The sequence below is a fragment of the Ulvibacter litoralis genome (genome assembly GCF_900102055.1).
Lineage (GTDB): Bacteria > Bacteroidota > Bacteroidia > Flavobacteriales > Flavobacteriaceae > Ulvibacter > Ulvibacter litoralis.
On the sequence record NZ_FNBA01000002.1, the window covers coordinates 767,627 to 792,303 of the forward strand.

The following is a 24,677-nucleotide window of genomic DNA, read 5'->3' on the forward strand; positions in this document are numbered from 1 at the left end:
CATGGGAACAACTTCGTTAGAGTTAGTAAAAAGAATTCGTGCTGGTGTTACTGCTTGGGGATCTGCTATTACTGAAAAGAAAATGTTTGGCGGCTACTGTACACTTTACAATGGAAAAATGAGTATCGGAGAAATTAAAGGACGTTTGTTGGTTCGCGTTGTTCCTGAAAAAATGGAAACTGTTTTAAAATCACCGTTTGTTACGCCTATGGATTTTACAGGAAAACCCATGAAAGAATTTATTTTTGTTTCTGAAGGAGGTTTTACAACCAATGAAGATTTACAATACTGGATAGAGTTAGGAATTGAGCACGCACAATTAAAAAGTAACTAAGAAAATGCAACTATTTTACAACCCAACTATTTCTGAAACTTCCAAAGAAGTTGTTTTTGACAAGGAAGAAAGCAGACATATTAGCAAAGTGCTTCGGAAAAAGGAAGGTGACATCTTACATTTAACCAACGGGAAAGGCTATTTTTTTGAAGCAAAGCTGCTAAGTATCAACCCTAAGAGGTGTGTCGCTTCGGTATTAACGTCTGAACGTCAAGAACCGCTCTCCTATCATTTACACCTTGCTGTTGCTCCTACCAAATTGAACGATCGTTACGAATGGTTTTTAGAGAAGGCAACCGAAATTGGAATTAGCGAAATAACACCTATTATCTGCGATCGAAGTGAACGAAAGGTTATAAAACCAGAACGTTACGAGAAGATTATTCAAAGTGCCATGAAACAATCGCTAAAAGCGTATCTTCCAAAACTAAATCCAGCCATTTCATTAAAGGAATTTCTTACAAAAGATCATACAGAAAAAATAAAAGGGATTGCACATTGCGAAGATTCAGCTAAAAAATCGCTAAAAGAAACAATTATCCCCAACACTTCAATACTGCTTCTTATCGGGCCAGAAGGCGATTTCACCGAAAAGGAGATAAATTTAGCTTTTTCTGAAGATTTTAAACCTATTACACTAGGAGATAGCAGGTTACGCACAGAAACAGCTGCAATCGTCGCTTGTCACAGTGTGTATTTCAGCTTATATACGTAAAGTTCGTCGAAAATCAAAATTATAATCTAAAGAAAATACTTACATTTGATTTATATTTCATAAAATTGCAGTACCATTCCCCCTTATTGCATCGATAATTAAAATTAAATAAAATGCTTTCTATTAAAGAAAATATTAAAGTTAAAGACACGCTAACTACAGAACGTAAACCTGTTTTAGTCTATAACTCTAGAGTTGATTCTATATTAAATAACATTACTGAAGATGCTGAAAAGAATACCATCACTACTGTAACAGCAGATTGGCTTCTTTTTATGGATGATATTAACTCAAAAATGTTCGATAAAATTTCTTTCTAATTAATTTCTCTTTTTCATTTACTGATTTTGTACTTTTGAAAGCTATGCGTTTAAAAGTATTTTTTTTGCTTCTTATTTTCCCTTTATGCACTCTTACGAGTCAGGAAATTGCCTTGCTACAATATGGTGGCGGTGGAGATTGGTACTCGAACCCTACTGCCCTTCCTAACCTTGTTTCATTTTGCAATCAACAAATACACACAACGTTTCAAGACAAACCGCAAACAGTAACGCCAGGCAGTGTGGAACTATTCGACTATCCTTTGGTTCACATGACAGGGCACGGAAACGTTTTTTTTACTTCGAAAGAAGCCGAAAACCTTCGAAACTACCTGCTAAGCGGAGGATTTTTACATATTGACGACAACTACGGAATGGATCAATACCTTCGGAAAGAACTTGCTAAAGTATTTCCGAATAAAGAGCTTAAAGAGCTTCCTGGAAACCATCCAATTTTCAACGCAGCATTCAAATTCCCGAACGGATTACCAAAAATACACGAGCACGACAATAAGAAACCTCAAGCCTTCGGAATTTACAATGAAGGTCGTCTTGTATTATTATATACTTTCGAAACTGATTTAGGCGATGGCTGGGAAAGTCCGGAAGTACATAACGATCCGCAAGAAGTTCGTCTTAAAGCTTTGCAGATGGGAGCTAATATTGTAAAATATGTGTTTGAAAACTAATGACTTTACAGCATTCTCACGAAAGTACTGACTTTGTAAAAAAGACATTTCCAATTGTTGTGGTTTGCGACGGTCTGGAAAGTCCTGCCAATGTTGGCGCATTGTTTCGCCTCTGTGATGCATTAGGGATTCAAGAAATTATTTTTTGCAATGCTTCATTCAACATTCATTCCAATCGTTTAAAACGTACCTCTAGAAACACTCATACCGAAGTCCGTTATTCATTTGGAGCCGATATTCTTTCAGAATTAGAAAACCTTCAAAAAAAAGAATACCAACTCATCGCTTTAGAGATAACCAAATGCAGTATTCCAATCGATGCACTTTCAGAAAAAAATAAAAAAATAGCGCTCATCATCGGGAATGAACAAAACGGTGTTTCGGAAGCAGCTTTAAAATTTACTAAGATTCACACGCACATTGAAATGTTCGGCGCAAATAGCAGTATGAACGTAATACAGGCGACTGCCATCGCATTACACTCCTTAACAAAACTTTGAGAGAATAATTCTTGTAATATACTATATTTACTAAATGAAGGCTAAAGTATTAAGTTTTGCAATCTTACGAACCATTGGCGTTCTCGCTGGTGTGATTCTGCTTATTTGGTTTTTATTCAAAATACAACCGCTTATCCTTTACATTGGTATTGCCGCAGTAATTTCATTGGTGGGGAGACCAGTAGTTAATTTCTTAAACAAACGCCTTAAATTTAGTCATACTATTGCCGCAATGGTTGCACTTATTTTAGTAATCGTTTCAGTGAGTGTTTTACTTAAAATATTTGTTCCCATTGTTGTAGAGCAAAGCAAAAACATCTCGAACATTGATTTCGATTTGGTAAAAAAAGACTTGAATGAGTTAAGCATGCAAGCCAGTGATTACCTTGGTTTAGAACAAATTGACCTCATAGAAACCATAAAGCAAACTGAATTTGTACAAAACTTTAGTCTAGAACTAATTCCCAGCTTTGTAGACATCTTTTTTAATAAATTAGGACCTTTTGTAATCGGTTTATTCGCCACCCTATTTATTTCTTTTTTCTTGCTGAAAGATGAGGACTTATTTGCCAAAACTGTCGTTGTTTTTGCACACCCCGGCCGTGAAGAACGATTTGTACGTACTCTAAACAAAATTAAAGAACTCTTATCGAGGTATTTTTTAGGACTTTTATTTCAAATACTCATATTAACGCTATTTTACTCCGTATTACTCCTCTTTTTAGATGTTAAGAATGCAGTAGCCATTGCGTTGATCTGTGCTTTTTTAAATCTCGTTCCCTATTTAGGCCCTATCATTGGCGGCGCAGTTATGATGTTAGTCGTGGTTTCTAATAATTTAGGAGCCGATTTTTCTTCGGAATTATTACCGTTGTTATTTTATGTTTTTATTGGCTATTGCATTGCGCAATTGTTTGATAATTTAATAAGTCAGCCCGTTATTTTCGGAAAAAGTGTACGCTCACATCCGCTCGAAATATTTATCGTAATCTTAATTAGCGGTTACGTTTTTGGAATTTCAGGAATGATACTCGCCGTCCCAACTTATACTGCTTTGAAAGTGATTGCAAAAGAGTTTTTATCTGAATATAAGATTGTAAAGCGTCTAACTAAAAACTTATAGTAATACTTTGGATAAAAACATTTTAAATACTACTATTCAGCATTTTATAAAAAATTACACAGAACCCATTTCTCAGTTAGCTTTCAAAGGAAGTCCTTTTTCTGAAGTAACAACACAAGCCCTTATTCAACAAATAGAAAGCTACCAAAAAAGTAAAGATAAGCTTCCTACTTGGCACAAATCAGATGGAATTTATTACCCTCCAAAATTAAACTTAGAACAGACTTCTTCTGAAGTAACTGCGAAATACAAAGCTTCTATTGTTTCAGGAAAAACATTGGCAGATATCACAGGAGGATTTGGAGTTGATTGTTTTTATTTCGCTAAAAAATTCTCAAACGTATACCATTTTGAACACAACGAAGTACTTTCAGAAATAGCAGCACATAACTTTAAAGTGCTAAGGGCAGATAATATACTATGCGAAGCTGGCGACGGACTCGAAAAAGTATTAAATACTAAATTCGATGTAATTTATACAGATCCTTCAAGACGTCATGATAGTAAGGGAAAAGTCTTCTTTCTAAAAGATTGCGAGCCCAATATTCCCGAAAATCTTTCCGAAGTATTAAAAAACTGCGACACCCTATTACTTAAAACATCACCAATGCTTGATATTTCGGCAGGATTAGATGAATTAACAGGTGTTTACCAAATTCACGTCGTAGCAGTAGAAAACGAGGTAAAAGAGCTCTTGTGGCTTTTAAAACAAGGTTTTGAAGGTGCTCCAGAAGTTAAAACAATAAATTTTGCGAAAACCTCTTCGGAAACATTTCATTTTTCAATGAATGCTTCGGAAACGACTTCTTACGGAATACCGCAAGGGTTTTTATACGAACCCAATGCCGCTATTATGAAAAGTGGCGCATTTCAACACCTTTCTGAAGCATTTACAGTAAACAAGCTACATAAGCATACACACTTATATACAAGTGAAACGCTGCAACCGTTTCCTGGAAGAAGTTTCAGTATTGAAAAAATCATTCCGTACGGAAAAAAAACGATTCGTAAAGAGCTTGCATTAAAAAAAGCCAATATTACTACGCGTAATTTCCCTGAGAGTGTTGCAAGTCTTCGTAAAAAATGGAATATTAAAGACGGTGGAGAAGATTATCTATTTTTTACAACCCTTCTAAATGACGAAAAAGTGATTTTAGTATGTAAAAAGGTAGAAATTAAAGACCAATAGGGTAAAAATAGCGCTCATAATTAATTAATTTTAAGGCTTCTAAAAAAAGGTTAAAAAAACCTGTAAATTTATTGCATTATAACAACAGAAAAATATTATATTTGCAACCGCATTTTACGGTGTTAAGTTCATACAGTATTGGAGAGTTGCCAGAGTGGTTAATGGAGCAGTTTGCTAAACTGTCGACGGGTAACTGTCGCGTGGGTTCGAATCCCACACTCTCCGCAAAATTGCTTACAAGCAACAATCTTAACACCTTCGGGGTGTAGCGTAGCCCGGTCATCGCGCCTGCTTTGGGAGCAGGAGGTCGCAGGTTCGAATCCTGCCACCCCGACTTTTGTTTTCGTAGAAACATTAAAACTACGGGCTCTTAGCTCAGCTGGATAGAGCACCTCCCTTCTAAGGAGGCGGTCGAAGGTTCGAATCCTTCAGGGCTCACTTCAAATCCTCTAACCATTTGGTTTTGAGGATTTTTTGTTTCCAACAATTACATACTTCTTTTTATTCTGGATATTCTACACGAAGATGGTAGATATTGTTAAGCTTCTTTTTCAGTACCTTTTTAATTGTTTCAATCTCTTTAAAGGTAATATTTGAGTTTAGAAACTGTCCTTGCTCCATTTGCCCGTCAATAATTTTCTCTACAAAAGCATCAATTTTGGTAGATGTAGGCTCTTTCAAACTTTTGCTAGCGGCTTCTACACTATCAGCCATCATTAAAATAGCTGTCTCTTTCGAAAATGGTACCGGACCAGGATATCTAAAATCATCACTGTTTACGTTCTCATTTAGCTCTTTTTCCTTTTTATAGAAATAATACACCAAACTAGTTCCGTGATGGGTGCGTATAAAATCGATGACACGATCGGGAAGGTTGTTTTTTCTAGCTATTTCAATCCCTTTAATTACGTGACCTATAATAATTTGAGCACTTTCTTTCGGATCTAAATCGTTATGAAGATTGATAGAATTTACTTGATTTTCGGTAAAATAGGTCGGATTGTGCATTTTACCAATATCATGGTACAACGCTCCTACCCTAATAAGCATTGCGTTCGCCCCTATTTCATTCGCAGCAGCTTCTGCTAAATTCGCTACATTTAAAGAGTGGTGAAACGTTCCTGGAGCTTTATTCGACAATTCTTTTAAAAGCTTCGAATTCGTATCACTCAGCTCTAACAAAGAAACATCGGACACCAACCCAAAAATCTTTTCGTAAAAATAAATCAGCGGATGGGCAAACAAAGTAGCCAAACCACATAGAATAAAGTATCCAAAACGCTCTAATTCCATCGATTGAATATTCCCCTCCTGAATTAAGAAAAAAGCAAAATACCCTATAATATAAACGAGTGTTATTTGTCCTACCGAGATAAAGAGGTTCGCTCTTTTGTATAATTCTGAAACCGTTAAGATGGTTACAATCCCTGCGATAAACTGCAAAAACATGTATTCAAAACTATTAGGAACCACAAAACCGAGTAATAATATGGTGAGCACATGCACAAACAATCCTACTCGAGGATCGAAAAACGCTTTCAGAATAAGTGGTAAAATACAAATAGGAACAACATATACATACTTTGCATCCAACTTCACAACAATTGTGGTTAAAAACACCATTAAAAAGATGTTGAAAAAGATAAAGGTCACCTTCGTATTGTTGTGAAATATGTCGGGTCTGTATTTTTTCAGAAATAGAAAAAGCATTAAAAACACTAATGATACTAACAAAGAATAGCCAATTAGCAACCAGTAATAATTAGACGCACTCCAAACTTGTGACTGGTATTCGAGTTTTAGTGAGTTTAGAATCTGAAACTTATCCCCTTCTACAACTTCTCCTTTGGCGATAATTCGGCCGCCTTTTTCTATAATTCCGCGATTCGGATTAATGGCTTTAATTTCTGATTCTTTAGCGGCTTCAGTAAGTTTCGTGTTTAAGGTTACATTCGGTTTTATGGTTCTGAAAAGTGATTTTTCTAATAAGTCCTGAAGTTTTTCAGAAGCATTTTCGGGTAGATTCGCAATAATTCTTTTAGGGATATCCTCTTTTTTGAATAATTGAGAATAGACAATTTCTTCAATCTCATTTCCCTTTTTAAGATACACGATTTTATCTTCGGAATAGGGATAGACACCATCGATAACGCCGTTTTTATAAAGATTCTTTGTGATTGAAAGCCCTAAACGGACTGCCGATTCTTTTGATGTTTTGTACAAACTATCAACAAACACTTCATCCAACAGTCCTTTGAAGTCGCTTTCACTTTGTTTTAAAACTGTAGCATCATAATCAAAATACGGAATTGCATTGGCGAGGATTATTTCTTTTTCCTTTTCAATAGCTTCCGCTTCTTTTTTTATGGTAAAACTAAACGGAGCGTACAAATTTTCGTACTGCCAAGGCTTCCCTTTTTGAAAGTTATATTTAAACTGCCCTCCTTTCGGAAGTAAATAAATAATTAAAAACGTGGAAATTACAAAAAGGAATACTTTATATATTAAAGATTGTTTTTTTGTAAAAAGTGCAAAGAGATTTTTCATAAAATGTTATGCGATACGTAAAGGTATAAATAACCTTTCATTAATCCCACAGTCAAGTATCGCAAAGATTGATATTTTGATTAATAATGTGTAAATTTGCGTAAAATATTCGGAAGCGAATTTTACAAAAGAATAGACCTTTTTAACAGATAAAAGTACAGATTACATGAGTAAAGAAGTTGTTATTGTTGCTGCGGCTAGAACGCCAATTGGAAGTTTTATGGGAAGTTTATCTTCTCTAACTGCAACCCAGTTAGGGTCTGCTGCTATAAAAGGAGCTTTAGACAAGATTCACCTAGACCCTTCATTAGTTCAAGAAGTATTTATGGGTAATGTTGTTCAAGCTGGTGTAGGTCAAGCACCTGCAAGACAAGCAGCATTAGGAGCTGGTATTCCAAATACTGTTCCTTGTTCAACGGTAAATAAAGTATGTGCTTCAGGAATGAAGGCTCTTATGAATGCTGCCCAAACGATTGCTTTAGGAGATGCTGATGTTGTAGTTGCTGGTGGAATGGAAAGCATGAGTAATATTCCACATTATGTACATATGCGAAATGGCGTTAAGTTTGGCCCTGCTACGCTTATTGATGGAATGCAAAAAGACGGCTTGGTAGATGCATACGACCAAAATGCAATGGGAGTTTGTGCAGATGCTTGCGCAACCGAATATAAATTTTCTAGAGAAGATCAAGACGCATTTGCTGTTCAATCGTACGAGCGTTCTGCTAAAGCATGGTCTGAAGGAAAATTTGATGAAGAAGTTGTGCCGGTTTCCGTACCACAACGTCGTGGCGAACCTGTAATCGTTTCTGAAGACGAAGAGTTTAAGAATGTACGTATGGATAAAATTTCTTCATTACGTCCTGCCTTTACAAAAGACGGTACAGCTACTGCTGCAAATTCATCAACTATAAATGACGGCGCTGGTGCCATGGTATTAATGAGTGCTGATAAAGCTGCCGAGTTAGGTTTAACGCCTCTTGCAACTATTTCAAGTTATGCTGATGCAGCTCACGAACCAGAATGGTTTACAACAGCACCTTCAAAAGCACTTCCAAAAGCTTTAGCAAAAGCAGGAATTACACAAGACGCGGTTGACTTTTTTGAATTCAATGAAGCATTTTCTGTAGTTGGCTTGGCTAATATGAAAATTCTAGGTTTAACTGATGCCAATGTAAATGTGAACGGTGGAGCAGTTTCTTTAGGACATCCTCTTGGATGTAGCGGAGTACGAATTGTAATCACTTTGTTAAACGTATTAAAACAAAACAATGCCAAAATTGGTGCCGCAGCTATTTGTAATGGTGGAGGTGGTGCTTCTGCAATGGTTATTGAAAGAAAATAATTAATATCTTTTTTTCAATCTGCCTCAAATGAATTACGGTATTTGTAATCTTAGTATTGTTCCCTTACGCGCTGAACCATCTGACAAAAGAGAATTAGTGAACCAAATCTTATATGGTGAACTTTTCAAGGTGTTAGAAATTCGTTCGAAATGGAGTCGTATTCGTTTGGCTTTTGATAAGTATGAAGGTTGGGTTGACAACAAACAGTACCTTCAAATTACTGAAGAAGAATATACCGAAAACGTAACACAACCCTTACATTTATCTTCAGATTTGGTCGATTTTAGTACCACAACTGAAAATCAATTGCTTTCTATTTGCTTAGGAAGTACGGTAAATACTACCAAATTGCTTCAACATCGTTTTGAAGGTAAAATTCATTCTGAAACTTTTCCGAAGGAACATTTAATAGAATCTGCATTATTGTTTCTGAATTCTCCTTATTTATGGGGCGGAAAAACTCCCTTCGGAATAGATTGCAGTGGATTTACACAAATGGTGTACAAACTGAATGGTTATAAATTATTACGAGATGCGAGTCAGCAAGCGACACAGGGAGAAGCGCTTAGTTTTATTGAAGAAAGTGAGCCTGGCGATTTAGCCTTTTTTGACAATGCTGAAGGACTGATTACCCATGTTGGAATTATTATGAAGGACAATCATATTATTCATGCGCATGGTAAAGTTCGTATTGATGGCTTAGACCACACGGGGATTTTCAATTATGAAACCCGAACTTACACACATCAACTTCGCGTTATTAAACGTATTGTATAAAAAAAAGCCTCTCAAATTGAGAGGCTTTTTTTTATCTAATTTTCACGAATTGAATTAGTTTCCTTCAATCGTTTTAAGTTGCGCTTTCATCGCTTTAAACTTATCGTCTTGTCCTAATTGACTGTAGATATTCATTAAAGTTCTGATAACTTCAACTTTAGAAGTATCATTTTTCTGAACAGCTTCCAAATAAGGAAGAGCTCTATTATACAAAGCGTGCATTTGATCTTTTAGTTCGTCATAACGAGCATTATCAGCTCTAGAAGTACCTAAGTTATTCATTTCATCCACTAAAGCCGCTTCATCTTTTAAGATAGTTGCAGCAATATTGTTTTGTGCTTTTGTGTATCCTGGGTCTAATTCTAATGCTTTTTTATAGTATTTAATAGCATCTTCCGTTTCACCTAATTCAGCACTACTTACTCCTAAATTAAAATATAATTCTGGGTTCGTTGGATCCAAAGCAATTACTTCTTTCATCAAACGACTATAATTAGCCATATCTCCCATTTTATATACCATATCTGCTTCAGCTCTCACTAAGGAAGCATCTTTAGGGTTTTCAGCTCTAGCAGTTTTCATTAATGATTTTGCTTTTTCTTCATCCCCTTTTTCAATATATATTAAGGTCATGTTACGCAAAATATCAGATCTGTCAGATTCAGTAATTTTCTCTTCAGGTTTGATATAATTACCACTACGAAGCATTAAGTCACGAGCTTTTTCATTTTCAAAAGGAACTACTTCACCAGTAACTTTATCTGTAGCTACGTATTCTTTTTTAATCCCAGTGTAACCAAGATCATTCAAAATTTCGTAGTACTTAATTGCCGTATCGTAATCTTTACCGTTTAAAGCATTTCCTGCTGCGTAATATAAATCTGAAGTATCCTTCTTACTTACCATATAACTAGTATATAGTTTTTCTGAAGCGACTGCATATTTCTTAGCATTTTGATCTTGAATTGCGCTATTTACTAAAGACACTCTTAGATTCTGAATACCGTCAGTAATTCTAGTAGAACCAGGATCTAACTCTAATGCTTTCAAATAAGCATCGGCAGATTTTTTAAGTTTACCTAAGTCACCTCCAGCAGATTTTTCGAAAGCCTCTCCTCTAAGAGTATAAAATTGTGTTTGTAATTTAACATCTGCACCAGACATCATTGGTTCAGCAGTGTCTAATAGAGTCATGGCCTCTGTAGTCTCTCCAGAAGTAAGTGCTTTTTCAGCCTTCTTTAATTCTTTTTTCTGGCCAAATGATATAGCAGTCATTAATAATACTCCTGCTACTAAAACTTGTTTTTTCATTTTTGTAAGGTTTAATTTATTCGTTTGTTTCGGTTTGTGTTTCTTCATCAGTATCAAGAGTGGTGCCATTTTCTATAGACCCCTCTTCAACACCTTCTAATTCTACCAATTCTTCATCGTCTTGCATTACTTTAGCAACTGCAGCAATAGAATCTTCTCCTCTTACTTTAATAAGACGAACTCCTTGAGTTGCACGTCCCATTACACGTAAATCTGCTACCGCCATACGAATTGCAATTCCAGATTTATTGATAATCATTAAATCATCTTTATCTGTTACATTCTTTATGGCTACTAATTTACCTGTTTTTTCAGTTACATTAATGGTTTTAACTCCTTTTCCACCTCTGTTAGTGATACGGTAATCTTCTAATGTAGAACGTTTTCCATATCCATTTTCAGAAACAACCAAGATGTTAGACTCTGCATCATCAACAGCAATCATTCCAATTACTTCATCTTTTTCGTGACCTAAAGTAATACCTCTAACTCCTGAAGCATTTCTTCCCATCGGTCTCGTTTTACCTTCTTCAAAACGAATTGCTTTACCAGATTTTAATGCTAACATTACTTGACTATCGCCGGTTGTAAGTTTTGCTTCTAGTAATTCGTCATCGTCCTTAATAGTAATGGCGTTAATACCATTGGTTCTTGGTCTAGAGTATTGCTCTAATGGGGTTTTCTTTACCTGTCCATTCTTAGTCGCCATAATCACAAAATGATTATTGATGTACGCTTCATCTTTTAAATCTTGTGTACAGATAAAAGCTTTCACTTTATCATCTGGCTCAATATTTATTAAGTTTTGAATAGCTCTACCTTTAGATGTCTTGCTTCCTTCAGGAATTTCAAACACACGCATCCAGAAACATTTTCCTTTTTGCGTAAAGAACAACATATATTGGTGGTTTGTTCCTACAAATAGATGTTCTAAGAAGTCTTCATTTCGAGTAGCAGAAGCTTTTTGCCCTACGCCTCCTCTATGTTGAGTTTTATATTCTGAAAGTGACGTTCTCTTAATATAACCAGCGTGAGAAATGGTAAGTACCACTTGCTCATCAGCAATTAAATCTGTAATACTAACATCCCCACCTGCATATTCAATGACAGAACGACGCTCATCACCATATTTCGCTCTAATTTCTTCAAGCTCAGTGGTAATGATTTCCATTCTACGCTCTTTACGTGCAAGAATATCTTGATAATCTTCAATGGTTTTCATTAATTCATCGTACTCAGTACGTAATTTATCTTGCTCTAGTCCTGTTAATTGACGCAAACGCATCTCAACAATCGCTTTGGCTTGAATTTCAGAAAGTTTGAACGCATTTATTAATGCTTCTCTAGCTTCATCAGCATTTGCAGAAGCACGAATTAAACGAATTACTTCGTCTATATTATCGGAAGCAATTATTAACCCTTCAAGAATGTGAGCGCGTTCGTTTGCTTTCCGAAGTAAATATTCCGTACGACGTACTACTACTTCGTGACGATGTTCAACAAAATAATGAATCAATTCTTTCAGATTCAGCATTTGTGGACGCCCTTTTACTAAGGCAATATTATTTACACTAAAACTAGACTGAAGTGCTGTGTACTTATACAACATGTTAAGTACAATATTTGGAATCGCATCACGCTTTAAAATGTAAACGATACGCATACCGTTTCTATCACTCTCATCACGAATGTTTGAGATTCCCTCAATTTTCTTATCGTTTACTAAGTCGGCAGTTTTCTTAATCATGTCTGCCTTATTCACTTGGTAAGGAATTTCGCTAACAACGATACACTCTCTACCAGCAACTTCTTCAAAAACTGCTTTTGCACGCATTACTACACGCCCTCTACCTGTATGAAAGGCTTCTTTTACACCTTCATATCCATAAATAGTTCCTCCCGTAGGAAAATCTGGCGCTTTAATGTGTTGCATTAAACCATCAATGTCGATATCGTTATCTTCGATATACGCGATGGTTCCATTAATAACTTCCGTAAGGTTATGCGGAGGCATATTTGTTGCCATCCCCACAGCAATACCCGAAGCTCCATTAATTAAAAGACCAGGTACTCTTGTTGGAAGTACTTTTGGTTCTTGTAAAGTGTCATCAAAATTCAGTTGGTGATCTACAGTCTCTTTGTCGATATCTGCCAACATATCTTCAGATATCTTTTGCATACGCGCCTCTGTGTAACGCATTGCTGCTGGACTATCTCCATCTACCGATCCAAAGTTACCTTGTCCATCTACCAACATATATCGTAAACTCCACTCTTGAGCCATACGAACCATTGCATCATATACGGATGTATCTCCGTGTGGGTGATACTTACCTAAAACTTCTCCAACAATTCTAGCAGACTTTTTGTGAGCTCCCGTTGCTCTAATTCCAAGTTCATGCATTCCAAACAAGACACGTCTATGAACTGGTTTCATTCCATCGCGAACATCTGGCAATGCACGTGACACAATGACCGACATCGAGTAATCGATGTAAGCCGATTTCATTTCATCTTCAATGTTGATAGGGATTACTTTTTCACCTTCAGCCATAAAATATTTAATTTAATTATTGGTTATAAATCTAATGAAGCAAGATACATTATTCTGAAGGTTTACAGGGGGTTTTTAGCATTCGTTATTCACGATTTTATTAACAAAATAAACACACTAAAACGTTAATAACTATCGTTAGTTATTCTTTGATATCAGTAAGTTTTTTCGTCTTTTTACTACTAAACCTTGAAATAAGGAATAGTTTTTGACTTATTATTGGTAATTTTAATTAATATTAGAAGTTTTTGAACATAGTGTATGGATGATAATTTTTCACCAAGAGTAAAAGACGTAATTGCGTACAGTAAAGAAGAAGCCCTTCGTTTGGGTCACGACTTTATTGGTACTGAGCACTTAATGCTTGGGTTATTACGCGATGGAAATGGTAAAGCTGTAACAATATTAAATGCCTTAGATGTAGATTTAAACCATCTGCGTAGAAAAGTTGAAATATTAAGCCCTGCCAATCCGACAACTGGAGTCAGTGCGAATGATAAAAAAAATCTGCACTTAACTAGGCAAGCTGAGCGTGCCTTAAAAACAACTTTTTTAGAAGCAAAGCTTTTTCAGAGCTCTTCTATCAATACTGCTCATTTGTTGTTGTGCATTCTTCGGAATGAAAACGATCCAACAACAAAATTGTTAAACAAAATGAAGGTGGATTACGATGGCGTAAAAGACCAATTTAAACTTATGATTGCAAACGACGAAGATTATATAGACAGTCCTACATCTGAATCTTTTCCAAATAGTGATGATGATTCGGCTGCAGAAGACAACGATAAAGACAATTTATTTACCAGCGGTGGTGCAAAAACCAGTAAAAAATCTAAAACTCCTGTTTTAGACAACTTTGGTAGAGATTTAACGGTAATGGCCGAAGAAGGGAAATTAGACCCTGTAGTTGGTAGAGAAAAAGAAATACAGCGTGTTTCTCAAATACTTAGCCGTAGAAAGAAAAACAATCCTTTACTAATCGGTGAACCTGGTGTAGGTAAATCTGCGATTGCTGAAGGTCTTGCCCTACGTATTATACAACGTAAAGTTTCTCGAATTTTATACGATAAACGCGTGGTTACATTAGACTTGGCTAGCTTAGTAGCTGGAACCAAATACAGAGGGCAGTTTGAAGAACGTATGAAAGCCGTAATGAACGAACTTGAAAAGAATGATGATATTATTCTTTTTATTGATGAAATTCATACCATAGTAGGTGCCGGTGGCGCTACAGGATCTTTAGATGCTTCAAACATGTTTAAACCTGCATTAGCAAGAGGTGAAATACAATGTATTGGTGCTACTACTTTAGACGAATACAGACAATACATCGAAAAAGATGGTGCCTTAGAGCGTCGTTTTCAGAAAGTATTGGTGGAACCTACTTCTGTAGAAGAAACCATTGAAATTCTTCAGAATATAAAAGATAAATATGAAAGTCATCATAATGTAGATTATACAGATGCAGCCATTGTTGCGTGTGTAAAATTAACCAATCGTTATATGACAGAACGATTCTTGCCAGACAAAGCGATTGATGCCTTAGATGAAGCTGGATCTAGAGTACACATTACAAACATTAATGTGCCACAGCGAATTTTAACAATTGAAACGAAATTAGAAGAAGTTCGTGAGCTTAAAAATTCTGTCGTTAAAAAGCAGAAATATGAAGAAGCTGCCAAATTACGTGATGACGAGAAAAACCTTGAAAAAGAATTGTTAGTCGCTCAAGAAGCTTGGGAAACAGAATCTAAATTAAACAAAGAGGTTGTTTCTGAAGAAGATGTGGCAGAAGTTATTTCTATGATGACAGGTGTTCCTGTTAATAAAATAGCTCAGACTGAAAGCAATAAACTTGCCGAATTGCCAGACCGTATTAAAGGAAAAGTAATTGGCCAAGATGAAGCGGTTTCTAAGGTTGTTAAAGCAATTCAACGTAACAGAGCGGGACTTAAAGACCCTAACAAACCCATTGGCTCGTTTATCTTTTTAGGACAAACCGGTGTTGGTAAAACACAATTAGCAAAAGTACTGGCACGCGAATTATTTGATTCTGAAACTGCTTTGGTTCGAATTGATATGAGTGAGTACATGGAAAAATTCGCAATTTCAAGATTGGTTGGAGCACCTCCAGGATACGTAGGATACGAAGAAGGTGGACAACTTACTGAAAAAATTAGAAGGAAACCATACGCCGTGGTATTGCTTGATGAAATTGAGAAAGCACATCCTGATGTATTTAATATGTTACTGCAAGTGTTAGATGACGGACACTTAACAGATAGTTTAGGTAGAACCATCGATTTTAGAAATACCATTATCATAATGACTTCTAATATCGGGGCTCGAAAACTTAAAGACTTTGGACAAGGTGTTGGTTTTGGAACGTCTGCGAAAGAAAGTCAAGCAGATGCGAACTCTAAAAGTATTATAGAAAATGCACTGAAAAAGGCATTTGCTCCCGAGTTTTTAAATCGTGTTGACGATGTAATGGTGTTTAATGCGTTGGAAAGAGAGGATATCCATAAAATTATTGATATTGAATTAGAAAAACTTTTTGATAGAATTAAAGACCTTGGATACAATCTTACGCTTACTGAAAAAGCAAAAGATTACATTGCCGATAAAGGTTTTGATAAAGAATACGGAGCACGACCTTTAAAAAGAGCTATTCAGAAATATATTGAAGATGCATTGGCCGAAGAGATTATCAATTCAAACCTTCAGGAAGGTGACAGCATCACAATGGACTTGAATGAAAAATCAAATGAATTAACTATAAAAATTAAGAAACAGAAAAAGAAAACTGAATCTTAACAACTTGTAAACACTTTAGAAAAAGCACCTATTTTATTTTTACTAAATAGGTGCTTTTTTATTGTTCCTAATATATTTTCAACATTTCAATTAAATATTTATTATTTATTTCTTAAAAAAAGAATATAAATTAATCGTATACTTGAAATTATTATAAATGTTTAATTACTTTTTACTAAATTATCTTTTATTAAAATTCCCCTATTTATGATTATTAAAGAATACCATTTTGGTAAATTAACTATTTATGATCACTGCGTTGTTTCAGTAATGAATGAAGGTATAACTGTTACACCAAAAGATAATGATGTGCTGAAAGAGATTTCAGAAACTTATTTTAAAGGCAAAACCTTCGGGTATATTTCAAATCGTATAAATTCATATTCTATAGACCCTAGCGTATATATTCAAACTTCAAAAATAGAAAACTTAGTGGCTTTTGCTATTGTTACCACAGATTCTATAGGCCTGTTAAATACTGAAATAGAAAAAATGTTTTTTGATAAACCTTTCGAACATTTCCTACTGTTGGAAGAAGCCATAGAGTGGATAAAAACAACAATAGAAAATCCTAAAAAATTGATTTAAAAAATTAAATCTCCATCTACTTCCAACGTTTTCAGAAATGAAACACTGGCATGAATATCGTCGGCTAAAAGTCGGTCGTTTGTTACAAACGATACTACTTCTCTATAACTCTTCACAAAAGACTCCACAAAAGGAGATGATTTTTTTGGAGCTCTAAAGGCCAATGCTTGTGATGCATTAAACAATTCTATAGCTAAAATAGTTTCAATATTTTCTATAATTCGGTAGCATTTCGTCGCTGCATTCGCTCCCATACTCACGTGATCCTCTTGTCCGTTAGACGATACAATAGAATCTACAGAAGCTGGGGTTGCTAATTGCTTGTTCTGACTCACAATACTGGCTGCTGTGTACTGCGGAATCATAAAACCACTATTTAAACCTGGATTATCAACTAAAAATGCAGGTAATTCTCTAAGTCCGGACACCAATTGATACGTACGTCTTTCAGAAATACTTCCCAATTCTGCCATTGCAATTCCTAAATAATCCAATCCTAATGCTAATGGTTGTCCGTGAAAGTTTCCGCCAGAAATAATTAAATCTTCTCCTACAAAAATATTGGGATTGTCGGTAACTGAATTAATTTCAGTCTTGAACGTTTTTCGAATAAAGTCAATCGTGTCTTTTGTTGCTCCATGTACTTGCGGAATACAACGAAACGAATATGGATCTTGTACATTCACTTTTTCTGAAGCACCAAGTTCACTGTCCTGTAAAAACTCCAACATTTGCTCCGCCGTCTTTACTTGTCCTCTATGAGGTCTTACTAAATGAACCAATGCGTTAAACGGGCTGTAATTACAATTAAAAGCATCTACAGAAACCGCACCTATTAAATCAGCCAAGTACGATAGTTTTGTACTCTTAATCAAACAGTAAATACCATACGCACTCATAAACTGGGTTCCGTTAAGCAAGGCTAATCCTTCCTTCGCTTGTAAGGTAATAGGTTCCCAATTGTGTTTTTTCAAAATTTCTTCGGAAGAAACCATCACATCATCTACATATACCTGTCCCCTACCTAATAAAGGCAACGCCAAATGCGCTAATGGTGCTAAATCGCCTGAAGCTCCTAGACTTCCTTGCGTATAGATTACAGGAAGTATGTCGTTATTATAAAAATCGACCAAACGTTGTACGGTTGCAATTTGAACACCACTATACCCATAACTCAATGATTGTATTTTTAACAATAGCATTAGTTTAATAATAGGTTTTGGAACAAATTCACCAGTACCACAAGCATGCGACATCACTAAATTTTCTTGTAATTTAGAAAGGTTTTCCGTAGAAATTTTCACATCACATAAAGACCCAAACCCAGTGTTAATACCATACACAGGAGTATCATTGTCTTTCATTTTGGCCACTAAATAATCGTGTGCTTTATGAATATTTAATGTAGCTTCTTCAGAAAGTTCAAGTGACTTATGAGTGTCTAGAATATCTTTTATAGTGGGTAAATCCAGAAGGTCTGAACTTATATAATGTACTTCACGCATGTGTTGTTAGTTTTACACAAAAGTACCAATTTCTTGTTAAGATTTTACCAATTTTAATCAACTCATTAAATATCTCTTATTTTTGCATTCTTAAACTATAATCAATGAAAAATATACTCTTAGTATTTAGTGCAATAGCCCTATTTTCTTGTAGCGAACAACCTAAAGACTTCGTTACTTTCTCCGGAAAAATTACAGATAAAAACAGCGACTCAATCGTAATTAGAACACGTGAGTTTTCTAAAACAATTGCAGTACAACAAGATGGAACATTTAGCGACACTTTAAATGTTACCCCAGGAATTTATAATTTTTACGATGGTGGAGAATCGACCAATTTATTCTTGAAAAATGGGTATAACATTCACATGACCTTAGACACCAAACAATTTGATGAATCTGCTACATACACCGGCGAAGGGGCTGAAAGCAGTAATTTTCTAGCTCAAAAATCATTGTTGGAAGAGAAATTAATGGATAAAGATTTTAATGACTTAGATGAAAAAGGGTTGGACACCACTTTTGCTGCTATTAAAACACAACTTGTCGATTTTATCAATTCAGCTAAAAATGTGGATCCAATCGTTACTAGTTCTAGTTTAGAAAGCGTTGATGCGATTATTGAAGGAAATAAAGGGTATTTCGCAAGTATTGTAGCGTTGCGAAAAGAACTTCCGAAAGGATCTCCTGCTCCTACTTTCGAAAATTTTGAAAACTACGATGGTTCTACAACGTCTCTTTCAGATTTAAAAGGAAAATATACGTATATCGATGTTTGGGCTACATGGTGCGGACCTTGTAAAGTTGAAATTCCAGCGTTGAAACAATTAGAGAAAGACTATCACGATAAAAACATCACATTTGTAAGTATGTCGATTGATGATGATAGAAGTCATAAGGGGTCTTGGGATTTAGCTAAAAGTGACTGGAAAGCGATGATTGCGGATGAAAATCTTAGTGGCGTGCAAATATTTGCTCCTGAAGGTTGGAAAACACAGTTTATAAGAGATTTTAGAATTAACGGTATTCCACGTTTTATCTTACTAGATCCAGAAGGAAATATTGTAGACGCAAGTGCTCCAAGACCATCAGATCCAAAACTGAGAACCGTATTAGAAGAGTTGTTGTAACCAACTCTTTCATAAAATGTAATTATAGAATTACATACAATTTTACAAAAGCTTCCCCTTCGGAAGCTTTTGTGTTTTTAACAAACCTTGTAAGCGAAATAGGTGTTCCTTCTGAAAGAACCTTCTTTCAGAAACAAATTTTAAACCGATAAGAATGTGCATAAAATAACGTATTTTTAATACAGCTAACCCACTAACATACAGCTGTATGACTTTGACCTTTATCAAGACCTTTAAGAACATCTATTTGTCTTATTTTAAATTGAAAATTTTCTCTGCAAATCGTTTTAAAAACGTGCTGTTTCTTCTAATCTTTTCATTTTTATCGAGTTGTAGTCAAAAAATAGTTGGACCTACGCTAAATACTGTTATTCCAGAATACCTTCATTCGAACGAGTTTGAGGCTCAAAACGGATTTATTCTGAAAGACAACGACCAAGCATTTGCTTCAAAAATTGATATCATTCAAAAGGCAGAGAAAGAATTACGACTCATTTATTACATTTTCGACTTAGACGAATCTACCGCTTATATGACGAATGAGATTCTGAAAAAAATTGAAAAGGATAAAGATTTCAGCGTAAAATTACTAACAGACTATCAATGGAACTATAAAAATTTAGATTTCTTCAGGTGGTTAGAAAAACAACAACCGCATGGAATTCAGCAAATAGAAATTCGCTTTTACAACCGTCCGAGTATATCTGTTATTAAATTCGCTGAGTTCATGACGTTAGGGTGTGCAAATGCAAAACAAAATGTTGAAAATAACGGATTGGATTGTACTGAAGAGAAACTAAACTATTTAAATAAATATAATCAATTAAGTTTAGCCCAAGCAGAAGAAATGATGAGCGTGGAAGCCAAAATATTCTTAGCAGGCTTTTATGCAAAAGACCCCAATGGTATTTTGTTCGGAACACAACTTGGCTATGGCAGAGATCTTCAAACTATGACGGAAAGTCCTAATGGAACGCCCACTATTGATGAAGCCCAAAAACAGACACTTTTAAAAGTGATGAAACTCTATTGGAGTGCAAAAACAGGAAGTACAGCAGAGAAAATTCAAGCTAAAATTCAGCTTTCCATTGCGGGATTATTCTTCGGAAAAGAACTCAAACCATTTTTAAATGGAGTAGAAACCATACTACCTTTTTCATTAAAAAACTTAGATGGTTCTGCACTAATGACCCATCCTGAAATTGCCTATATCACCGATTATACCCATCACAAATTTATACTTGCAGATACAAAAAATGTACAAGTTGGCGGAAGAAACTGTGCGAATGCCTATCACATGCACCCTAACGAATTGGAAAAGAAATACATCTTTATGGACACCGATGTTTATTTAAATCTGGATCAAAATGGAGGCGCTCTTTTTAAAAATACGTTTGAAGATTTATGGGGTTTTTCAGAAATGGTAGCAACTACTTCAGAAATAGAAAGCCACGCTCCTATCGGTTTCTTATACCTACTAAATCAAGCAAATACACTGGCTGAAACCGAATGTTCAGAAATAACAGATCCACTTCAAAAGGCAGGATGTACAGGTCAAGTATTCTCTAGCTTACTAGATACAGGTTATTCAGAATTAGTACACTCAACACAAAATGAGTGGGGAGAAAAGTTTCATGACTATCTAAGTAAGTATGAAAAAGAGTATTTAGCTAAAATAATTAATGATAAACATTGGACGCAACTCAGCGAACTGTTTGATTCTGAAAATGGTTTTACGCAAAACACAACCTTCAAAAATAGCCTGCATTCTGCCAATGTAATTCCATTGAAAACGCAAGAAATGTACTATGTTGAAAATGTGCCTTACAGTTTAAGTCCTTCCGAAGTAAACCAACCAAAACAACGACATTTTGGTTCTTTGTATGGAGAAGAAATTGAACACGGAAAAATGATTCATAAAGTTTGGGAAGATGCATTTATAGCTGCTTGTGCTAAAAGCGAAAAAACAAACGAGCCTGTTGAAGTGATTATTCATCAAGGATATTTTGCACCCACCGAAAGCGTTGTGCATCAAATGAACAAATTGATGAACGAGAAAATTTGTCCGAATGTGAAACTAAAAATCTACACCAACTCCATTGTTACTACCGATCTTACACCAATTAACTTTATTGGGAGAAGACAACTGCATGCGTTATTTCAGGAAAATAAAAATTTTGACACCCCGAAATTTGAGTATTTCGAATACAACAAGTCAGTACTAGATTCTATTGTAGTAAACAATTTTCCGTTAGAAAATGGCGTTAAAGGAACAGGTTCTTTTTCGCTTCATTCGAAAGTAATTTTATTTGATGATGATATTTATATTGGTTCTTCAAATGCAGAGTTTAGAAGTTATATGATGGATACAAATAATGGCGTATTTTTAAAAGATGTACCAGAAATAGTAGCTTCCTATAAAAAAACCTTAAAAAACTTGGAAGATAACAACATCGTAATAGATGCAAAAAGCAGCTTACAATTTAGAGATTTAACACAATTACGTCAACAAGAAGAAAAAGACGTTGCCGAATTACGTCAACGCTATGCCATGGACGATCGAAGCTTTTTAAAAAGTAGAAAAGCACAATTAGAGTACACTATAACTCAATTATACGAGATTTTAGACCAAGTATCTGTAGAAATGGAACAGAGTTTGAAGCGTAAGAAATTAAAAGGCAAATCGAAGCTAGACGAACTACTTAAAGTTTTTTAATAGCGTCATTAAAATTTACTGTTGAAAAAAAACAAATCCCGTACTACTTTATTACTTGCTCTTGTTGTGTTCCTTTATGGTTCATTTCAGGGATCAAGTCAAACAGCTAATACAAACACTATACAAGAACTTTCAAATAAAGACACTGTATCCAATGAAGAAATACCTATTGAAGGACTAGTTGCCAATTACAAACCTTTAAAAGTGTTAGATTATGAAGCAGCGAGAAAGGTGTTATTTACAGAGATTTATAACGAAAACGACACCATAACCTGTGTTTACACAAATTACAAACTGCCTGTTTCAAAAACTGAAGACAATCCAATTTCAAAATTGATTAAATTAAATCCATTAAAAAGCATCATAGCCGAGCATTCCTATCCTAGAAGCAAAGGTGCGAAAAGCGGCAATGGAAAAAGTGACATGCACCATCTCTTTCCTGTGCGACTTGGTGTTAATGTAGCTCGATACAATCATCCGTTTGCCAATATTCCTGACGACAAATGTATTGCTTGGTATGATGAAGACGAACGGTATCAATCAAAACCCAGCGAGGATGACGGAAATTGTGCTAAGAAAACAAAAGAAGCCTTCGAACCACAGGATAATTTTAAAGGAAACGTCGCAAGGGCTGTCTTTTACTTTTACACCATGTATATGGAAGAAGCTTTGACAGAAGACGAAGCATTTTTCGAATTACAACGAGAAACATTACTACAATGGCATCTCGATGATCCTGTAGATAAAGCTGAACTGAAAAGAACTTATTTAATCGCTGCATATCAATCTAACAGAGCAAACCCTTTCGTGCTTGATAAAACATTAGCCATTAGACTCTATGGTGAATAATGTTTGCGTTATTTATACTTCAGACAAAAATAAAAGAGCAATTCACTGAATGCTAAAATTCAATGAGTTGCTCTTTACTTTCAAAGATGTTAATTTTATAACTATTTCTCTTGTGGTTCTTCCTGCGGTTGTGGTTCTTGCTCAAATAATGCCAAATACGCATTCCCGAGCGCATTGCTTATATCACTTGCCATAACTGCTTCGTAGCTCACTTGTTGCGACACAATATTTCCTGCACTTCCGTGTAGATAAACGCCAAATACAGCCGCGATTAATGGATCATATCCTTGTGACAATAATCCGGCAATAACACCAGAAAGCACATCACCACTTCCTGCAGTCGCCATTCCTGGGTTTCCAGTGGTATTCACATATAGTTTATCACCAAAAACAGTAATTGTATTTGCTCCTTTTATAATGACTATAACATCATTTTTTTTAGAAAAAGCTTTTGTTTTTTCAATTCTATCAAAATCATTTTTTGTAGGCCCCAACAGACGTTCCAATTCTCCTAAATGTGGCGTTAAGATGGAATACTTCGGAAGCACTTTTAACAACTCTTTATTTTCAGAAATACAATTAATGGCATCTGCATCAATAACCATCGGGGCTTTAGTTTCTGAAAAAAGTTTAACCAATGCTGAAACCGTTTTCTTTTCAGTAGCAATTCCCATACCCACAGCAATGGCTGAAGGTTCAAAGTTTAATTGAATATCTGTAATAAAAGTATCTTCTGTATCGGTCAACACCATTGCTTCAGGCAATGCAGTTTGCAAAATACTATATCCACATTTTGGCACAAAAGAAGTTACAAGTCCCGCACCAGCTTTAAAAGCACTTTTTGATGCTAAAATAGCTGCGCCTATCTTTCCGTAGCTCCCTGCAATCACTAAAGCATGACCGTAAGTTCCTTTATGATCAAATTTTTGACGTTGCTTGTAAAACTTTTGCGCTTCCTGCTTGGCTATTAATTCTGCCAAAGGTTCGGTTGTGTGTAAAAATTCGGGATCTAATCCAATCTCTAAAACTTCAAAAAATGGTACATATTTCCCTGTTTCAGGAAGAAAAAACGACAACTTTGGTGCTTGAAACGTGAGGGTATGATTGGCTTGTAAAACTGCTTCAGGATCTTGTAACGGTTCATTTGCATACAACCCTGTTGGCATATCCACAGCTAACTTAAACGCTTTTTCAGCATTCAAATACTGAATAAGTTTCTTGACCCAGCCGTCCAATTTCCGATTCATTCCAATTCCGAAAATGGCATCTATAATGATATCTTCTGGGTTAATTTCAGGAAAATCTTCTTCCGAAGTCATTAAATGAGGCCACGACTTTGTCACATTTTTAATGCGATCGTAATTAATAAGAAAGTTTTTAGACCGTTTATCGCTACAATTTACAACATACATATGCACATTGTATCCGTTTTCAATCAGCAAACGTCCAATTACAAGTCCGTCACCTCCATTGTTTCCGATCCCACAAAATATATGAATAGGCACTTGAGCGCCTTGCATTCGTTGGTGTAACCAATTGAAAATCTGCGTTCCAGCACGCTCCATTAAGTCGGAAGGTGTAATTTGTTGTTTTTCAGTTGTAATTTGATCTGCTTGGTATAATTGTTCCGAAGAAAATATTTTCATAAAAAAGATTATAATTGATAG

At 35.4% G+C, this 24,677-nt stretch carries 19 protein-coding genes and 3 tRNA genes; 17 read left to right on the forward strand and 5 right to left on the reverse strand.

The window, feature by feature from the left end:
- Nucleotide 1 precedes the first annotated feature (1 nt).
- The 10 genes from BLQ00_RS09500 (at nt 2) to BLQ00_RS09545 (ending at nt 5,308) form a co-directional block, all read left to right on the forward strand.
- Entirely contained in the window at nt 2-334 is a 333-nt protein-coding gene (locus BLQ00_RS09500) for a TfoX/Sxy family protein (RefSeq protein WP_093143572.1), read from the forward strand.
- Between the two features lie 4 nt (nt 335-338).
- A complete protein-coding gene (locus tag BLQ00_RS09505; protein WP_093143574.1) occupies nt 339-1,049 on the forward strand; it encodes a 16S rRNA (uracil(1498)-N(3))-methyltransferase in 711 nt (236 codons plus the stop codon).
- A gap of 113 nt (nt 1,050-1,162) precedes the next feature.
- Nucleotides 1,163-1,369: a hypothetical protein gene (locus BLQ00_RS09510; RefSeq protein WP_093143577.1), complete on the forward strand. Its 207-nt coding sequence runs from the start codon at nt 1,163-1,165 to the stop codon at nt 1,367-1,369.
- A gap of 44 nt (nt 1,370-1,413) precedes the next feature.
- Entirely contained in the window at nt 1,414-2,058 is a 645-nt protein-coding gene (locus BLQ00_RS09515; RefSeq protein WP_093143580.1) for a DUF4159 domain-containing protein, read from the forward strand.
- Entirely contained in the window at nt 2,058-2,558 is a 501-nt protein-coding gene (locus BLQ00_RS09520; protein ID WP_093143583.1) for a TrmH family RNA methyltransferase, read from the forward strand. Before BLQ00_RS09515 ends, BLQ00_RS09520 begins: the two co-directional genes overlap by 1 nt.
- A gap of 34 nt (nt 2,559-2,592) precedes the next feature.
- A complete protein-coding gene (locus tag BLQ00_RS09525) occupies nt 2,593-3,681 on the forward strand; it encodes an AI-2E family transporter (RefSeq protein ID WP_093143586.1) in 1,089 nt (362 codons plus the stop codon).
- A 7-nt stretch (nt 3,682-3,688) separates the two neighbouring features.
- Nucleotides 3,689-4,870, forward strand: coding sequence for a THUMP-like domain-containing protein (locus BLQ00_RS09530; protein WP_093143588.1), 1,182 nt, complete (start codon nt 3,689-3,691; stop codon nt 4,868-4,870).
- Between the two features lie 140 nt (nt 4,871-5,010).
- Nucleotides 5,011-5,095 (forward strand) — tRNA-Ser (locus BLQ00_RS09535).
- Nucleotides 5,096-5,129: 34 nt separating this feature from the next.
- Nucleotides 5,130-5,204: transfer RNA gene (locus tag BLQ00_RS09540), tRNA-Pro, on the forward strand.
- A 30-nt stretch (nt 5,205-5,234) separates the two neighbouring features.
- Nucleotides 5,235-5,308: transfer RNA gene (locus BLQ00_RS09545), tRNA-Arg, on the forward strand.
- A 63-nt stretch (nt 5,309-5,371) separates the two neighbouring features.
- On the opposite strand, the gene BLQ00_RS09550 is transcribed toward BLQ00_RS09545, so the two are convergent.
- On the reverse strand, nt 5,372-7,417 hold the full coding sequence (locus BLQ00_RS09550) for an HD family phosphohydrolase (protein WP_093143590.1): 2,046 nt from the start codon (nt 7,415-7,417) through the stop codon (nt 5,372-5,374).
- Between the two features lie 166 nt (nt 7,418-7,583).
- Between BLQ00_RS09550 and BLQ00_RS09555 the strand changes: the two genes are divergently transcribed.
- Both BLQ00_RS09555 and BLQ00_RS09560 read left to right on the forward strand, forming a co-directional pair.
- A complete protein-coding gene (locus tag BLQ00_RS09555) occupies nt 7,584-8,762 on the forward strand; it encodes an acetyl-CoA C-acyltransferase (RefSeq protein WP_093143592.1) in 1,179 nt (392 codons plus the stop codon).
- A gap of 28 nt (nt 8,763-8,790) precedes the next feature.
- On the forward strand, nt 8,791-9,540 hold the full coding sequence (locus BLQ00_RS09560) for a C40 family peptidase (protein WP_093143602.1): 750 nt from the start codon (nt 8,791-8,793) through the stop codon (nt 9,538-9,540).
- Nucleotides 9,541-9,594: 54 nt separating this feature from the next.
- Here the strand turns inward: BLQ00_RS09560 and BLQ00_RS09565 are convergent, their stop codons facing one another.
- Nucleotides 9,595-10,851, reverse strand: coding sequence for a tetratricopeptide repeat protein (locus BLQ00_RS09565; RefSeq protein WP_175445433.1), 1,257 nt, complete (start codon nt 10,849-10,851; stop codon nt 9,595-9,597).
- 16 nt (nt 10,852-10,867) lie between these two features.
- Nucleotides 10,868-13,405 (reverse strand): DNA gyrase subunit A, encoded by a 2,538-nt coding sequence (gene gyrA / locus BLQ00_RS09570; RefSeq protein ID WP_093143606.1) that lies wholly within the window; start codon nt 13,403-13,405, stop codon nt 10,868-10,870.
- Between the two features lie 261 nt (nt 13,406-13,666).
- Between gyrA and BLQ00_RS09575 the strand changes: the two genes are divergently transcribed.
- Both BLQ00_RS09575 and BLQ00_RS09580 read left to right on the forward strand, forming a co-directional pair.
- Complete coding sequence (locus BLQ00_RS09575; RefSeq protein WP_093143608.1) at nt 13,667-16,222, forward strand: ATP-dependent Clp protease ATP-binding subunit; 2,556 nt, start codon at nt 13,667-13,669, stop codon at nt 16,220-16,222.
- A gap of 207 nt (nt 16,223-16,429) precedes the next feature.
- The gene (locus tag BLQ00_RS09580) at nt 16,430-16,810 is read left to right on the forward strand and encodes a hypothetical protein (RefSeq protein ID WP_093143610.1); all 381 of its coding nucleotides are present in this window, start codon (nt 16,430-16,432) and stop codon (nt 16,808-16,810) included.
- On the opposite strand, the gene hutH is transcribed toward BLQ00_RS09580, so the two are convergent.
- Nucleotides 16,807-18,315, reverse strand: coding sequence for a histidine ammonia-lyase (gene hutH / locus BLQ00_RS09585; protein ID WP_093143613.1), 1,509 nt, complete (start codon nt 18,313-18,315; stop codon nt 16,807-16,809). The genes BLQ00_RS09580 and hutH overlap by 4 nt on opposite strands.
- Before the next feature lie 104 nt (nt 18,316-18,419).
- On the opposite strand from hutH, the gene BLQ00_RS09590 reads away from it, so the two are divergent.
- From BLQ00_RS09590 to BLQ00_RS09605, 3 genes are all read left to right on the forward strand, one after another.
- Nucleotides 18,420-19,445: a TlpA family protein disulfide reductase gene (locus BLQ00_RS09590; RefSeq protein WP_093143615.1), complete on the forward strand. Its 1,026-nt coding sequence runs from the start codon at nt 18,420-18,422 to the stop codon at nt 19,443-19,445.
- Nucleotides 19,446-19,653: 208 nt separating this feature from the next.
- Entirely contained in the window at nt 19,654-22,161 is a 2,508-nt protein-coding gene (locus tag BLQ00_RS09600) for a phospholipase D-like domain-containing protein (RefSeq protein WP_139149383.1), read from the forward strand.
- 21 nt (nt 22,162-22,182) lie between these two features.
- Nucleotides 22,183-23,010, forward strand: coding sequence for an endonuclease (locus BLQ00_RS09605; RefSeq protein WP_175445434.1), 828 nt, complete (start codon nt 22,183-22,185; stop codon nt 23,008-23,010).
- Nucleotides 23,011-23,111: 101 nt separating this feature from the next.
- Here BLQ00_RS09605 and BLQ00_RS09610 read toward each other — a convergent pair whose 3' ends face one another.
- Nucleotides 23,112-24,656 carry an NAD(P)H-hydrate dehydratase gene (locus BLQ00_RS09610; protein ID WP_093143622.1) on the reverse strand — a complete coding sequence of 515 codons (1,545 nt, stop codon included), beginning with the start codon at nt 24,654-24,656 and terminating at the stop codon, nt 23,112-23,114.
- Between the last annotated feature and the right edge of the window lie 21 nt (nt 24,657-24,677).